Origin of the sequence: Parageobacillus toebii NBRC 107807 (assembly GCF_003688615.2) — a bacterium.
In the GTDB taxonomy this organism is placed as follows: Bacteria; Bacillota; Bacilli; order Bacillales; family Anoxybacillaceae; genus Parageobacillus_B; species Parageobacillus_B toebii.
On the sequence record NZ_CP049703.1, the window covers coordinates 1,837,009 to 1,849,899 of the forward strand.

General features: G+C 40.2%; 18 protein-coding genes and 1 pseudogene. 15 read left to right on the forward strand and 4 right to left on the reverse strand.

Annotated elements, in window-relative coordinates; genetic code table 11:
- Positions 1-45 precede the first annotated feature (45 nt).
- Entirely contained in the window at positions 46-513 is a 468-nt protein-coding gene (locus DER53_RS09520) for a DUF420 domain-containing protein (protein ID WP_062753520.1), read from the forward strand.
- Between the two features lie 113 nt (positions 514-626).
- On the forward strand, positions 627-920 hold the full coding sequence (locus DER53_RS09525; RefSeq protein ID WP_062753518.1) for an Asp23/Gls24 family envelope stress response protein: 294 nt from the start codon (positions 627-629) through the stop codon (positions 918-920).
- Positions 921-973: 53 nt separating this feature from the next.
- Here DER53_RS09525 and DER53_RS09530 read toward each other — a convergent pair whose 3' ends face one another.
- Positions 974-1,333 (reverse strand): YugN family protein, encoded by a 360-nt coding sequence (locus tag DER53_RS09530; protein WP_015863328.1) that lies wholly within the window; start codon positions 1,331-1,333, stop codon positions 974-976.
- A 292-nt stretch (positions 1,334-1,625) separates the two neighbouring features.
- On the opposite strand from DER53_RS09530, the gene DER53_RS09535 reads away from it, so the two are divergent.
- The 6 genes from DER53_RS09535 to DER53_RS09560 all read left to right on the forward strand — a co-directional run bounded on the left by DER53_RS09535 (position 1,626) and on the right by DER53_RS09560 (position 4,661).
- Positions 1,626-2,636 (forward strand): CAP domain-containing protein, encoded by a 1,011-nt coding sequence (locus DER53_RS09535; protein ID WP_062753634.1) that lies wholly within the window; start codon positions 1,626-1,628, stop codon positions 2,634-2,636.
- Between the two features lie 105 nt (positions 2,637-2,741).
- Complete coding sequence (locus DER53_RS09540) at positions 2,742-3,131, forward strand: YlbD family protein (RefSeq protein WP_015863330.1); 390 nt, start codon at positions 2,742-2,744, stop codon at positions 3,129-3,131.
- A gap of 11 nt (positions 3,132-3,142) precedes the next feature.
- On the forward strand, positions 3,143-3,376 hold the full coding sequence (locus tag DER53_RS09545; RefSeq protein ID WP_015863331.1) for a YlbE-like family protein: 234 nt from the start codon (positions 3,143-3,145) through the stop codon (positions 3,374-3,376).
- A gap of 40 nt (positions 3,377-3,416) precedes the next feature.
- On the forward strand, positions 3,417-3,809 hold the full coding sequence (locus DER53_RS09550) for a hypothetical protein (RefSeq protein WP_062753517.1): 393 nt from the start codon (positions 3,417-3,419) through the stop codon (positions 3,807-3,809).
- A 101-nt stretch (positions 3,810-3,910) separates the two neighbouring features.
- Positions 3,911-4,357 (forward strand): YlbF/YmcA family competence regulator, encoded by a 447-nt coding sequence (locus DER53_RS09555; protein WP_015863333.1) that lies wholly within the window; start codon positions 3,911-3,913, stop codon positions 4,355-4,357.
- A gap of 22 nt (positions 4,358-4,379) precedes the next feature.
- Positions 4,380-4,661: a YlbG family protein gene (locus DER53_RS09560; protein WP_062753515.1), complete on the forward strand. Its 282-nt coding sequence runs from the start codon at positions 4,380-4,382 to the stop codon at positions 4,659-4,661.
- A gap of 51 nt (positions 4,662-4,712) precedes the next feature.
- Here the strand turns inward: DER53_RS09560 and DER53_RS09565 are convergent, their stop codons facing one another.
- A complete protein-coding gene (locus DER53_RS09565; RefSeq protein ID WP_015863335.1) occupies positions 4,713-5,102 on the reverse strand; it encodes a DUF7147 family protein in 390 nt (129 codons plus the stop codon).
- A gap of 376 nt (positions 5,103-5,478) precedes the next feature.
- Between DER53_RS09565 and rsmD the strand changes: the two genes are divergently transcribed.
- Both rsmD and coaD read left to right on the forward strand, forming a co-directional pair.
- Positions 5,479-6,048, forward strand: coding sequence for a 16S rRNA (guanine(966)-N(2))-methyltransferase RsmD (gene rsmD / locus DER53_RS09570; RefSeq protein WP_015863336.1), 570 nt, complete (start codon positions 5,479-5,481; stop codon positions 6,046-6,048).
- A 3-nt stretch (positions 6,049-6,051) separates the two neighbouring features.
- Entirely contained in the window at positions 6,052-6,561 is a 510-nt protein-coding gene (coaD, locus tag DER53_RS09575) for a pantetheine-phosphate adenylyltransferase (protein ID WP_015863337.1), read from the forward strand.
- A 44-nt stretch (positions 6,562-6,605) separates the two neighbouring features.
- Here coaD and ylbJ read toward each other — a convergent pair whose 3' ends face one another.
- Positions 6,606-7,826, reverse strand: a complete 1,221-nt coding sequence (gene ylbJ, locus DER53_RS09580; protein WP_062753511.1) for a sporulation integral membrane protein YlbJ — start codon at positions 7,824-7,826, stop codon at positions 6,606-6,608.
- A gap of 151 nt (positions 7,827-7,977) precedes the next feature.
- On the opposite strand from ylbJ, the gene DER53_RS09585 reads away from it, so the two are divergent.
- Entirely contained in the window at positions 7,978-8,763 is a 786-nt protein-coding gene (locus DER53_RS09585) for a patatin-like phospholipase family protein (RefSeq protein ID WP_082805410.1), read from the forward strand.
- A complete protein-coding gene (locus DER53_RS09590) occupies positions 8,763-9,779 on the forward strand; it encodes a SepM family pheromone-processing serine protease (RefSeq protein ID WP_015863340.1) in 1,017 nt (338 codons plus the stop codon). Before DER53_RS09585 ends, DER53_RS09590 begins: the two co-directional genes overlap by 1 nt.
- A gap of 17 nt (positions 9,780-9,796) precedes the next feature.
- Here the strand turns inward: DER53_RS09590 and DER53_RS09595 are convergent.
- Positions 9,797-11,003: pseudogene (locus DER53_RS09595) on the reverse strand (nucleotidyltransferase).
- 145 nt (positions 11,004-11,148) lie between these two features.
- On the opposite strand from DER53_RS09595, the gene DER53_RS09600 reads away from it, so the two are divergent.
- From DER53_RS09600 to DER53_RS09610, 3 genes are all read left to right on the forward strand, one after another.
- On the forward strand, positions 11,149-11,694 hold the full coding sequence (locus DER53_RS09600) for a YceD family protein (protein WP_062753505.1): 546 nt from the start codon (positions 11,149-11,151) through the stop codon (positions 11,692-11,694).
- 63 nt (positions 11,695-11,757) lie between these two features.
- Positions 11,758-11,931: a 50S ribosomal protein L32 gene (gene rpmF, locus DER53_RS09605; protein ID WP_003251950.1), complete on the forward strand. Its 174-nt coding sequence runs from the start codon at positions 11,758-11,760 to the stop codon at positions 11,929-11,931.
- A gap of 133 nt (positions 11,932-12,064) precedes the next feature.
- Positions 12,065-12,829 (forward strand): enoyl-CoA hydratase/isomerase family protein, encoded by a 765-nt coding sequence (locus DER53_RS09610; RefSeq protein WP_062753503.1) that lies wholly within the window; start codon positions 12,065-12,067, stop codon positions 12,827-12,829.
- Positions 12,830-12,891: the final 62 nt, after the last annotated feature.

Sequence of the window (12,891 nt, forward strand, 5' to 3'; positions counted from 1 at the left end):
ATCGAAATGTTTTAATAATCAATAAAACATAGAAAGGAATTGGATATGGAGTATTCATTGCCAATTTTACCGACCATTAGCACGAGCTGTATTGTCATTAGCGCAGCGTTAGTGGCGTATGGATGGTATTTAATACTGAGGAGAAACATTGATGCCCATAAAAAGACAATGTTAAGTGCAGCGGTGTTCGCTTTATTGTTTTTTATTATTTACCTATCGCGAACGATTTTTATCGGGAACACGAGTTTTGGCGGCCCTGACAGTTTGAAAGTGTATTATACGATCTTTCTTGTGTTTCATATTATTTTGGCTACGGTTGGAGCAATTTTTGGCATTGTCACGCTTTGGACTGGTTTAAAAGACCATCGCGCCCGTCATAAGCGGCTCGGACCGATTACAAGCGTTATTTGGTTTTTTACAGCTGCGACCGGTGTCATCGTATATTTGCTTCTCTACGTATTTTATAAAGGCGGGGAAACAACATCAATGATTAAAGCTATTTTAGGTTTTTAAAACCCGACACGAAATTTGTCGGGTTTTTCTTATAGTAAACAAAGGTGGATAAAACACGTATACATATAAAACACATTATTGTTCGTATGAAGCTAATAAAGAGGGAGAGGGGGATGAAAACGATCGTCCGATTCCGAAAGTTGAGTGCAACGCAAGCGACCTTATTGACTATTGTTATGATGTGTTTGAAAGACTTAAACGACATTGTTATTGATGATTGCGAAGTCCATGTGACCATTGAGGAAGATTGCCTCTGTACAGTTACAGCGCTGATAGTAATAAAGCGGGGAGTACCGATTATTTCATTATGTGAGCAATTGCAAAAACATATTACAGAGGAAATTGAGGCAATGACGCCGTTTACTGTCGATAAGGTACATGTTGTTGTAAAACATCTGGCTATGTAATGAAAAAACGCATGAGATTTCCCTCATGCGTTTTTTTTTTTTCGCATTTCGGATTAGTCTTGAATTTTGTCAAGTTCTTCTTTTATTTGTGATAAAATGGTTTGGCATTGATTTACCAATGAAGAAGGGAAATGTTCATCGTCGCCGTATTCTACGCCATGAGGATAATAATATTTTCCTAAAATTGGAGGAAGTAACTTAATGAGTGCATAGCGGGAATCAACGTCTCCCTCAATGGCGTATCCTTGAACACGAAGATAGTAAATATCCCCCTTTATTTGAAATTTCCGATCGTATGTAACCCGTTCATAGTCCCATTGAGAAGCTCTAATAAATTTAAATTTTTCCATTAGATCATCTAAACGGGAAAGCTCCGCTGTTTGGTTTTCGATACCAGTATTTTCAAATTTCATATCTATTCCTCCTATCGACAAAGCCTAGTATACGGAAAAGAAAAATGCCCCTTCATTTATAATAGTATGAAAGATGACGACTTTCAATCAATTGTTCATCATTTTGCGATATTTTCAATTTATGATAAATTTTTGTCCTCCATTCATTATTTTTTTATTCAACATTGAATAAATGTCTGGTATACGAAATTCCCCTGGAAAGCAGGGGAATTCTTTTTTTACGTTTTGTTGCCATAGAAAAACGGCTATAATGGCAATAGAATATCTTTTTTCGGAAAGCGAGAGTTGCCGTGTGAAATGGTTTTTTCTTGTGTTATTGCTAATCATTGGATTTTATTATTTTGCGCCAAGTACACCACCGCTTAGCCCGCCTCAAGAAACAGAGCCGAAAGACTATATGGTAAAAGAACCGAAAGTCGAAAGCGGCATGCTTTCAATGATTGGAAAAACAGAAAGAGATGTAAAAAAGAAATTCGGCTCGCCGACACGAATTGATGCTTCCGCTTATGATTATGAATGGTGGATCTATAATCGGAGCGCAAGCACATACTTTCAAATTGGAATGATGGATGGGCGTGTTGTTACGGCATTTGTATGCGGAGAGAATGTGAATGTAAAACCATTTTACATCGGTCAGCCCCTTCAAGAAGTGTTTAAGACGATGCCTGTTTTATCCAATGTTGAAATAAAATTGAGAACAGGAATGTATCGTTTTGAGCTGTCAGAACAAGATTACGCCTCTCGGCCGATTGTCAAAGTTGGCAACGTCTACGCGCAATTATATGTAGATCGTTTTACCGGAAAGATTTCGAGCATTCGGCTTATGACTGGGGAAGTATTCGTAAAAATGAGGCCATATGAGCTTGTTTACCGTGGCAGTTTACCTAATTCAGCCCCTTTATCTTCCAAACAGCAACGAGAAGTGGAAATAGCGAATGAAAAACAAATTTTTGATATTACAAACGTTATTCGCCAACGTTATCGTGTTAAGCCACTTCGTTGGCATGAGGAAGCAGCAAAAGTTGCCTATATGCATAGTAAAGATATGAAAGATCATCACTTTTTCTCTCATAAATCTCCAAAAAATGGTGATTTAAAAGATCGGCTATTGGCTGCAAATATTAAATTTGAAATGGCGGGAGAAAATATTGCCGCACATCATATGGATGGTATTGAGGCGGTGGAAGGATGGCTAAACAGCAAAAGCCATCGAGAAACATTATTAAGCGAACAATTTACCTACCTTGGTGTAGGTGTTTCTGGTGATTATTATACTCAAGATTTTTTAAGGTTATGGAAATAAAATAGCGATTTTGTCGATGTAAAGAAAAAATGGGCGCACGTAAATCATATATAGGCAATAGTATATGGTAGATAGGCGTGAGTCGATGAGGGGAGTAGGTATTCAATGGAAAAGCATCTACATCCTTCGGTGGAGAAATTTAAACAGTTTGTGAAAAAGCATCCGAAAATAATTCAAGAAGTGCGCAATGGTCAAAAAACGTGGAAAGAGTTTTATGAAGATTGGTATTTATTTGGTGAGGATGATGAAATTTGGGAAGCCTATAAACAAAATCAAGAGCCAATAAAACGCAAGGAAAAAAGTAGTAATAGATGGATTGAAAAAATTGCAAATGTAATACAAAATATGGATGCTAATGAGGTACAAAAACATCTCGCGAGTGTTCAACAAGCGATTGACGCAATCCAAAACATTATTACTCAATTTCAAGGAAATGAAAAGCAGCATATGGGGATAACGAAAGATGAACATCCGTTTTCATTTCGTAAAGACTAGAGGGGGTGCCAATGAGAAAAGAGGTTATACAATATATTCGAACGAAAAAAATGCTGCAATCTTTTATTCGCAAAGAGCCGCGCTGGTATCGCCTTCTTTCCCGCTACCCACATAAGCTGCCATCATTTGAACTTGAGGCGCTTCATTATTATGAGCAGACGATTCCACATAAAGTGGAGAAAATCGCTAATTCCTTGCAAATGGTTTCATTAATGCTTCATATGTTTCAAGCGATGCGTGATTAATTTTTGCAAAAAAGCAAAGACTACTTCCTAAAGGGGAGTGATGTCTTTGCAAAAGCAGCTCGTTATTTTGCTTTTATTTCTTTTCGTCGTTTTAGGAGCGTGCGGAAACGATAAACCGGCGCCAGAAACAAATATCCCAAATGTTGCGTTTGCTATGACTAATCAGGAGAATAAATCATTTCAAGTCAAGCATGTTGTGAAAGGGAAAGATGTATTGATTGAGTGTATTGTCGCTGATTTTCCGTTTCGAAAAGGAACGAATGGGGGACACATAAACGTATATATAAATGGACAAAAAATAGATGAAGTATATACAGCGGCATTTATGTTGCGAGGATTACCGACCGGAAAACATGTGATACGTCTTGAACTTGTGCATAATGACGGGAAAATAACCGGGTTGTCACAAGAATTTACAGTAACGATCTCTTAGAAAAAGGTCTGACGAGCAAGTCAGACTTTTTTTAATGCGCAACTTCATTACTTTCCTTTCTGATTCATCTCATGGTATCATTACATTGGAGGTGCCAAAACGTGATCATTGCAACTCTCGAGCGTCTCGAGATTTTAGATAAAGCAGAAGCATTAGCAAAAATGATTGTACAATCGGAATTGGCAGAAGAATACCGCCAATGTTTTCAACGACTGAAACAAGATCGTGTTGCTCAAGATATTATCGCTCGTTTTACAAAGGCAAAAGAGCGCTATGAGGAAGTACAGCGCTTTGGAAAATATCATCCCGATTATCATAGCGTGATGAAAGAAGTGCGTGAAATAAAACGTGAACTTGATTTTCATGAGACGATTGCTGCGTTTAAAAAGGCGGAAAATGCCATGCAACAACTGTTAGATGAGATTAGCGTGTTAATTGGCAAAGCGGTATCAGATCAAATTAAAGTGCCAACAGGGAACCCGTATTTTTTGTCCATCAGCTGTTCGGGAGGATGCGGAGCAGGGGGAAGCTGCGGCTGCCGCACATAGTATATAAAAGGGGAATGGTGGTATGTTTCCAAAACGCCAAGGGATTATTGTCTGGTTGCATTCATTAAAGCATAGCAAACATCTGCGCAAATTTGGCAATATTCATTATGTTTCGAAACGGTTAAAATATGCGGTTTTATATTGTGATATGGAGCAAGTCGATGAAATGATGAAAAAGCTTGCTTCCTTGCCGTTTGTAAAGCGGGTCGAACCGTCTTATCGACCATTTTTAAAGCTAGAATTCGAATCAAAAGGGGAAAAAGAAAAAGACTCCTCTTATCCATTAGGATATTCGGCGGAGTAAAAAAAGGCTGATTTTCTTTGGAAAGTCAGCCGATTTTTATTTTTATCGCCACTATTGGAGCGGAGGGATAAAACGGTTCATCCGCATAATGCCAATTAAGTGTTGATAGTATAAATCTAATTCAGCAAAAAATGTCGAAGGCTTCACTTCTAAATGAATAATCTCCATTCCTAGTTCTTTCGCTAGTTGGGCAAATAAATCGTATCGCTTATTTGGTTTCACACGCGGATTTGGAATTCCTTCCCGGCAAATATACAACGGTTGAAAATCCCCTGGATCTGTTGGATGCAAAACGACAACACACGATGTCACCGGACGGCCGTTTTTCACCGTATGAAAAGCAAAAAGTCCAGACAAACGATGCCGATTTGCTCTGGCGAGTTCAATTAGTTCGTATATATCTGAATAACCTTCCCCTAGCTCTATAAAACGCTGAATCATCTATATCCCCCTTACTATGTTTGTCCATACATAACTTTAATCATTGTTTAACAAAATTTCAAATGGAAAAATAAAAAAAACCCTGCAGCCTATGATCTGCAGGGGTCCTTTACGTTTACTTGCCCCTTGCGCATCGGAAGGAACAAGTAAACTAAAGGAAAAGAAAAGGGAGAGGAGAAACCGGAGGAAGAACTTATGGGGAAACGTAAGTCTTCTCCGTGGTTGGCAACAACATCCGCATGGATGTTGCCATTACTCATTATGGCCGGTTTGCTAATTTTATATACATGTTACTATGAAATTTTCAGCTGTTTTACTATAATAAAGTTTATGATACGATAATGTTGCGAAATTGTGTCAAAATGTGGTGAAAGCAATGAGGGTAATTTCAGGAAAATGTAAAGGTAGACGTCTGCAAGCGGTTCCAGGAATATCAACAAGACCGACGACAGATAAAGTGAAAGAAGCGATATTTAATATGGTTGGTCCGTATTTTTCCGGCGGGATGGGCCTTGACTTGTTTAGTGGCAGCGGCGGTCTTGGAATTGAAGCATTAAGCCGCGGGCTTGACCGAGTCATTTTTGTAGACCATGACGCAAAAGCGGTGCAAACCGTCAAAAAAAATGTTGCAACGTGTCGACTGTTAGAACAGGCAGAAATATATCGGAATGATGCAGAAAGAGCGTTGAGGGCAATTATAAAACGCGGGCTTCGTTTTCATTTGATTTTTCTTGATCCTCCATATAAAGAACAAAAATTGGAGTCAATCCTTTCGTTTATTGATGAACATGAGCTTCTTGAAAAAGATGGTGCTGTCGTTGTGGAACACTCTGCCGAAACACATCTTGCCGAACAAGTTGGTCGTCTTGTAAAGTGGAAACATGAAGTATATGGAATTACCGCGGTTTCAATCTACCGGTACATGGATGTGCAGAAAGGAGAATAGGGCATGGCGAGCATTGCGGTTTGCCCAGGAAGCTTTGATCCGGTTACATATGGGCATTTAGATATTATTAGGCGAGGGGCAAAAGTGTTTGATCAAGTGTATGTAGCGGTACTTAATAATTCTTCAAAGAAGCCGTTATTTTCTGTTGAGGAGCGGATAGAACTGTTGCGGGAAGTGACGCGGCCGTTTCCAAATGTGATTGTTGAATCGTTTCACGGCCTGCTTGTCGATTATGCGCGCAGTAAAAATGCGAGTGCGATTTTGCGTGGTTTGCGGGCTGTGTCCGACTTTGAATATGAAATGCAAATCACGTCGATGAACCGTGTTCTTGATGAAAATATTGAGACGTTTTTTATGATGACAAATAGCCAATACGCTTTTTTAAGTTCCAGTATTGTCAAAGAGGTAGCAAAGTATAATGGCAATATTTCCGACTTAGTGCCACCTGTTGTAGAGGAAGCGCTGAGAAAAAAATTTGCTTCCCTTACTTCTAACGAACGTAATGAAAGCTGACTTAAAAGAAGCTTCTTTTAAGTCAGCCTAATTTTATTTTGTCTTTATTCTATGACCTTTTTTTGCCATTGAGCAGCAGTAAGCCATATATATAGACATAAAAAGACGATCGTAATGATTGGTCCGAATTGATGCAACAGCTCCCAATAATGGTTGATCCAGCTTGGTGAGCGTTCTATCAAAAATGTTGGAATAACGCGCATATTTCCATCGGCTGGGTGGACGTAGAGCGGTTTCCATAGTATATATGTAAAACATGCGGCAAAACATCCATGCATGATTCTGGCGATAAAAAATGGTTTAAAGCGGATGTTTGCTTCAGCGAGGATGCTTGCTACTTGTGCTTGCACGGAAAATCCGCCAAAAGCAAGAATAAAGCTTGTTGCAATGGCTTTTTCCAACAGTTCGGCTTTATCGGTTTGGCTAATCATCTGACTGCCGAGCGTAATTTCAAATAGACCGGAAATCATCGGGATGCTTAGTTCTTTTGGAAGTTGAAATAAGTGAAGAATATGCTGGAAAATAAAGGATATATATTCCGTAATATGCATCATGTAAAGCAGCTTATTAATGACAGAAAAGAGAATAATAAACCCACCGATCATCAACAATGTTTGTACAGAAGACCGAACGGCGTCTCCTAACAATTTTCCAAGCGGCTGTTCGTTTTTTAGACGGGTTTCATGAAGCACTCGGAATGCGTAAGGAAAAGAAAACAAATGACTCGGTCGTTTTTGCTTTCCTTTTTCTTGTGATTTTCCATGGAATCTCATAATCATTCCTACACAAATGTTTCCTATATAGTGGGAAAGTGCTAAAATAATGCCAAGATTTGGATTGTGAAAAAATCCGACCGACACCGCGCCAAAAATAAACAATGGGTTGGATGAATTAGTAAATGAGGCTAACCGTTCTGCTTCGATCGTAGAAATTTGTTTTTCTTGATAAAGCCGTGCAGTTAGTTTTGCTCCTGATGGATAGCCGGAAGCCATTCCCATTGCCCAAACGAAACCGCCGACGCCAGGAACTCTAAAAAGCGGCCGCATAAGCGGTTCTAACAAAACTCCAAGCAAATTAACGACACCGAAGCTAATCAATAATTCAGAAACGATAAAAAAAGGTAATAGTGATGGAAAAACGACTTCCCACCACATATTTAAACCGCGGATGGATGCTTCTAATGATTGCTGAGGGTAGCAAATTAATGACAGTGCAAATAAAGTAACCGTTGAAGCGAGAAAGACGGTTTTTGCTTTTGGTTTCATATCTGTTCTGCCTCCTGGTAACGACACATCCTCTCTCCCCTTTTTAACACCATATTACGTGTACAACCTCATATAGTTTAATATACGAGTATAGGGGGGAGTTTTAGACCATAAGATGAAACAAGGTGGTCATGTAGAGAGGAGAGAAACGGTGTTTCCGAAAATTGGGTTAGCGCTAGGTTCTGGAGGGGCGAGAGGTTTCGCGCATCTTGGAGTACTGAAAGTATTGGAAGAGGAGAAAATCCCAATTTCCTACATAGCCGGAAGCAGCATCGGGGCGCTTGTCGCTGCTCTATATGCTAGCGATCTCGGTCTTGAGCGCTTATATAAGTTAGCAAAGTCGTTTCGTCGAAATGACTACATCGATTTTACAATTCCAAAAATGGGGCTAATTGCTGGAAAGCGAATTACCGAATTTATTCGGCTTCTCACAAAAGGGAAAAAAATTGAGGAACTGTCCATCCCGGTGGCAATTGTAGCGACGGATTTACAGACAGGTCAAAAAGTGGTGTTTCGCCGAGGGGATGTTGCCCGCGCCGTACGAGCCAGCATTTCCATTCCCGGTATTTTTGTCCCTGAAAGGGTAGACGGGCGATTGCTTGTAGATGGGGGAGTTGTTGATCGCGTTCCCGTTTCCGTTGTCCGAGAAATGGGTGCGGATATTGTTATTGCAGTCGATGTTTCCCATGTGAAAGTGGACGGAGAAATTACGTCGATATTTGATGTGATTTTACAAAGCATTGATATTCTGCAAGACGAGCTTGTCCGCCATCGTCAACTTGCCTCCGATGTGATGATTCGGCCGCACGTAGAGCAATATAGCTCGCGAGCATTTACTCATGCACAGGAAATTATTGCTATCGGGGAACAGGAAACACGCAAATATGTGCCAGAAATCCGCCAAGCAATTCAAAACTGGAAGGAGCATTCACGCTGATGAAAAAACGAATGTATGTGGTTGCATTTTTCTTTGGCGTCATCGTAGCATTGCTGCTTATTTTTATTAAATTTCCTTATTACGTTACGATGCCTGGAACTGCGCAAGACTTAAAGCCGCTTGTTCATGTGGAGCATGGGGATGATGATGATGAAGGAACGTTTATGCTAACGACGGTGAAAATGGGACGGGCGAATGCTATTTCCTATTTTCTTGCACATGTTCGCTCCTTTTATGAACTATATCCGTTAGAAGAAATAAAACAAGAAGGGGAAACAGATGAGGAATATACAATGCGTCAGCTTCAGCTTATGGAGCAGTCAAAAGAGGCAGCGATTGCTGTTGCCTATAAAAAAGCGGGGAAACCAGTTTCTTATAAAGCAAAAGGCGTATACGTGATGAGTGTGCTTCCACATATGCCGGCAGAGGGGCAATTAAAAGTTGGCGATCGCATTATTAAAATAGATGGAAAAAGGATGGATACATCGGAACAAATGGTGCAATATATTCGTACAAAGAAAAAGGGAGATAAAGTTCATATTACATTTGTGCGCGGTAAAAAGGAAAAAGAGGCAACTCTTACATTAATGCCATTTGCGCATAATCCAAAACAAATAGGTATAGGGGTTTCGCTTACTACCGATTATGACATTGCTACAAACCCGCCAGTCCGCATTGATTCGGAACAAATCGGCGGGCCATCAGCAGGATTAATGTTTTCGTTAGAAATTTATAATCAACTTGTCGAAGAAGATATTACGAAAGGGCATAAAATTGCCGGTACAGGTACGATTAATATGAATGGCGAAGTCGGACCGATCGGCGGCATCTCGCAAAAAATTGTTGCTGCTGATCGGGAGGGAGCAGAAATTTTCTTTGCACCAAACGAAAATGGGGCAGCAGATTCGAACTATCGAGAAGCAGTGAAAACGGCAAAAAAAATCGGAACAAAAATGAAAATTGTTCCGGTCGATACGTTTGATGATGCGATTCGTTATTTAGAAAATTTAAAATAACCATCGTAAAGCGGCTGTTATTGCAAAAGAGGAGGAGTAGCGTACTCCTCTTTCAGCACATTGGTGCGAGCAGGTTCAGGAAATATTGCGGCATAAGCAAAAGACGCCTTTTTTTCTTGCTGGTAAATCGGGTCATGTTTTAAATTTGACACTTTTGTAACGAGCGGAAGCGGCAGATGTTTTTTTACATGTTGTAAATAGCGGCGCCCGTTGCTGCTCATTCCAAGCAAACGAATATATGTCGGCGTTTCTGTTTTTTTTTCGCTGGTCTTTTGTAAAATTCGTTAAAATATGAGTGCATATTCGTTGCAGCCGCGTCCACGTATATCGTTTTGTTTTGATCGAGTTCATAAAAGCGGAAAACGTCGGGGCAACAACAATTTCCTGCTTTAAGCGGTGTTCGATACCTTCGTCAACGCCGGCAATTTGGCGCAGCTCCGCCTCTTCCGCTGTCATGATGCGATACTTTAAAAATGGAAAATAGGCTTCCCATTCATGAAACATGCCGTATGTATCATAATATTGCTCGAGTGTTTGTTTTGTAGTGCCTGGAATATACGGGGCGATGGTTTCTAAATGTGCAAGCGACCCTTTAAGCGCTTTTCTTAAGCTTGTCGCGCTAGCGATCGATGGATGAGAGAACGTTTTGTCATGATAATCGGAAGCGATGCGGCGAATCGTACGAGGAGTGATCGGAATTTGTTTTTGTAAAATCGCTTTGACATACGCAAGACCGAGCACATTGTTCGGCTTAGATAAATCAAGGTTAGTGGCGTTCAATCGTTTCCAGGCTTCTGCGTTCGCCCGCGGATAGCTTACCCCTTCCTGAAGCGCTTCTTGCACATAACTGTCATGCTGCTGTTTTTGCTCTAAAAACGTTTTTGCCGCATCGATAAATGCGGTTATATTTCCATTTTCGCTTCCGAAGCAAATTTCTTCACAAAATAAGGAATGAAGCAATGTAACCGCGCCGCTGGCAAATCGTTCAGCAGATTGAACCGCAAATGCATACGGCAGCTCAATGACAATATCTACCCCGGCTGACAATGCCATTTTTGTTCGCGCCCATTTTGATACAAGCGCAGGTTCTCCGCGCTGCAGAAAATTTCCGCTCATGACGGCAATAATGCAATCTGCTCCAGTTTGTTTTTTGGTTTCTTCTAAGTGATATAAATGCCCGTTATGAAACGGATTATATTCGACAATGATTCCGACCGCTTTCATTTTGCTCTCCCTGCTGTTTAGTTGTTTTTTTCAAAAGAGTGATAAATTGTATATAAACTGACAACAATTATACTGTAAAGAAAAAATATTGACAAATAGGAAAACGAAACGTATAATTTTCTTTGTTGTCTTGAGGTGATTTTTTATGAAATGGACAGTCCATCAGCTTCATCAGTTTCATCATAAAGAAATCGTTATTGATGAATATGTTGATGTCTCTGATTTAAAAGAGATTGATAAACTGATCCGCGATATTTCGCCTGTGCATGTACAGGGAAGGGCAGATATCGGTTCGACAAAATTTACGTTTCACTTGCAAGTGTCGGGAACGATGGTACTGCCTTGTTCGCGGACGTTGGTCGACGTTTCGTATCCATTTTCGATCGAAACGACGGAAACATTTTTTATGAATGATTATGATGTAGTATCGACAGATGAAGATACGCATCTAGTGAAAGACGAAACAGTAGATTTGTTACCGATTATCAAAGAACTTATTCTTTTGGAAATTCCGTTGCAAATATTTGCGGAAGAAGAAACGGTGCAGGACGGGGCTCCACAGTCTGGAGAAGGCTGGGAAGTCATTAAAGAAGAACGTTGGGAAGCGATGGCAGAAGAACAGGCCAAACAGAAAATCGATCCTCGTCTTGCTGCATTAGCGAAGTTTTTTGATAAAGACAAAAAAGAGTAAGCGAAGTAGCCGGGATGATCCGGGCTTTTGATACTTCGACATGCTGATAAGGAGGTGGGAAGCATGGCAGTACCTTTTAGAAGAACATCAAAAACAAGAAAAAGATTGCGCCGCACTCACTTTAAATTGCAAGTGCCAGGCATGGTAGAATGCCCAAATTGCGGTGAAATGAAATTAGCGCATCGCGTATGCAAATCTTGCGGAACTTACAAAGGAAGAGAAGTTGTTAACAAATAATTATCTTTAACAACAAGCACAAGGAAGGAAAGTACTTGTGCTTGTTGTTTTTTTATTTTTAGCTATGAAAATAAGCAGGAAAATGCCCGCCCGATGCCCAATTGATTTTAAGGAAAGGAGGAAACGGAAAAATATGAAAGTAGCTATAGTGGAATATGACAGTAATGGGATTATTTGGTTTACTATTCACCGCCCCGAAAAACGAAACGCGATCAATTTTGAAGTAATGGACAAGCTGGAAGAAACGATTGCGATGGTAGAAAAAAATGATGATGTGAAAATGCTCGTCATTACGGGAACAGGTGATGAAGCGTTTTGTTCAGGAGGGGATTTAAGCAAATTTCAACATTTACATACGACAGAAAATGCAAAACAAATGTTAGAAAAAATGGGGACGATTTTGTATTCATTGCTTACGTTGTCTAAACCAACTGTCGCGCTCATTAACGGCACTGCTATTGGCGGCGGTTGTGAGTTAGCATCAGCATGTGATTTCCGCTATGCGAAATCTGGAAGTAAAATCGGCTTTATTCAAGGAAAACTTGGAATAACGACTGGGTGGGGCGGAGCGACAATGCTTTTTGAAAAACTTCCGTACACTCAAGCGCTTGATATACTTTTGCGTGCAGAAAGAATAAGCGCAGAAAAAATGTACGAGTATGGATGGATACACGCGGTGCTGCCAGGAAACAATTTGCGGGAAGAATGCCGCGAGCTGCTTGCCCCTTATTTATCGCAATCGGTTTCTGTATTGCGTGCATATAAAATGGCGGCTGCAGAAAAGTGGAAAAGCGATGAATTTCGGATGAGATTTTTTGCGGAAATCCGCCGTTGTTCCGAATTATGGGGTTCAGAAGAACATAAAAGAGCTATCCAATCTTTTTTATATAAATCATAATTTTCTCCCTTCTATCTTTTCTATTAGCTGCATAAATATAGTAAAAAAGCAGCTATAGAGGG

Coding starts and splice junctions, on each gene's coding strand:
- DER53_RS09520 (WP_062753520.1), top strand. CDS start 46: ATGGAGTATTCATTGCCAATTTTACCGACCATTAGCACGAGCTGTATT.
- DER53_RS09525 (WP_062753518.1), top strand. CDS start 627: ATGAAAACGATCGTCCGATTCCGAAAGTTGAGTGCAACGCAAGCGACC.
- DER53_RS09530 (WP_015863328.1), bottom strand. CDS start 1,333: ATGAAATTTGAAAATACTGGTATCGAAAACCAAACAGCGGAGCTTTCC.
- DER53_RS09540 (WP_015863330.1), top strand. CDS start 2,742: ATGGAAAAGCATCTACATCCTTCGGTGGAGAAATTTAAACAGTTTGTG.
- DER53_RS09545 (WP_015863331.1), top strand. CDS start 3,143: ATGAGAAAAGAGGTTATACAATATATTCGAACGAAAAAAATGCTGCAA.
- DER53_RS09550 (WP_062753517.1), top strand. CDS start 3,417: ATGTCTTTGCAAAAGCAGCTCGTTATTTTGCTTTTATTTCTTTTCGTC.
- DER53_RS09560 (WP_062753515.1), top strand. CDS start 4,380: ATGTTTCCAAAACGCCAAGGGATTATTGTCTGGTTGCATTCATTAAAG.
- DER53_RS09565 (WP_015863335.1), bottom strand. CDS start 5,102: ATGATTCAGCGTTTTATAGAGCTAGGGGAAGGTTATTCAGATATATAC.
- rsmD (WP_015863336.1), top strand. CDS start 5,479: ATGAGGGTAATTTCAGGAAAATGTAAAGGTAGACGTCTGCAAGCGGTT.
- coaD (WP_015863337.1), top strand. CDS start 6,052: ATGGCGAGCATTGCGGTTTGCCCAGGAAGCTTTGATCCGGTTACATAT.
- ylbJ (WP_062753511.1), bottom strand. CDS start 7,826: ATGAAACCAAAAGCAAAAACCGTCTTTCTCGCTTCAACGGTTACTTTA.
- DER53_RS09590 (WP_015863340.1), top strand. CDS start 8,763: ATGAAAAAACGAATGTATGTGGTTGCATTTTTCTTTGGCGTCATCGTA.
- DER53_RS09600 (WP_062753505.1), top strand. CDS start 11,149: ATGAAATGGACAGTCCATCAGCTTCATCAGTTTCATCATAAAGAAATC.
- rpmF (WP_003251950.1), top strand. CDS start 11,758: ATGGCAGTACCTTTTAGAAGAACATCAAAAACAAGAAAAAGATTGCGC.
- DER53_RS09610 (WP_062753503.1), top strand. CDS start 12,065: ATGAAAGTAGCTATAGTGGAATATGACAGTAATGGGATTATTTGGTTT.